At 65.8% G+C, this 357-nt stretch carries 1 protein-coding gene; it reads right to left on the bottom strand.

The genetic code is table 11. The features are described 5' to 3' along the window. The coding region (locus ACTJLF_RS34795; protein WP_440884929.1) for a TatD family hydrolase at positions 1 to 357 on the bottom strand (357 nt) is incomplete at both ends.

Genomic DNA, 357 nt, shown 5'->3' with positions numbered 1-357 from the left:
TGACACCCTCGCCGAACGCTTGCAGCGCTTCGAGGTGATCTGCGTGATGCGCGAACGCACGGTGTTCGACGAAGGCCTGCTGCGCCGCCTGCCCAATCTCAAGCTGCTGCTCACCGGCGGCATGCGCAATGCCGCCCTGCACCGGCCAGCGGCGCAGCGCCCGCAGCAGCTGGTCCGACGAACGGCGCACATGCAAGATCACGGGCAAGTCAAAGCGGCGCGCCAGCTGCAGCTGCTGCTCGTAAAACCAGGTCTGGCGCTCGGCATCGAGCCCAGGCACAAAAAAATCCAGGCCAATCTCGCCAATCGCGACCAGGCGCGGGTCAGCCTGGCAGTCTTCGAGCATGGTGGCCAAGG

The sequence above is a fragment of the Variovorax sp. 22077 genome, from assembly GCF_052044195.1.
Lineage (GTDB): Bacteria > Pseudomonadota > Gammaproteobacteria > Burkholderiales > Burkholderiaceae_C > Variovorax > Variovorax atrisoli.
Note: the sequence above shows the minus strand (reverse complement) of the source record. Positions and strands in the feature narration are given on the sequence as shown.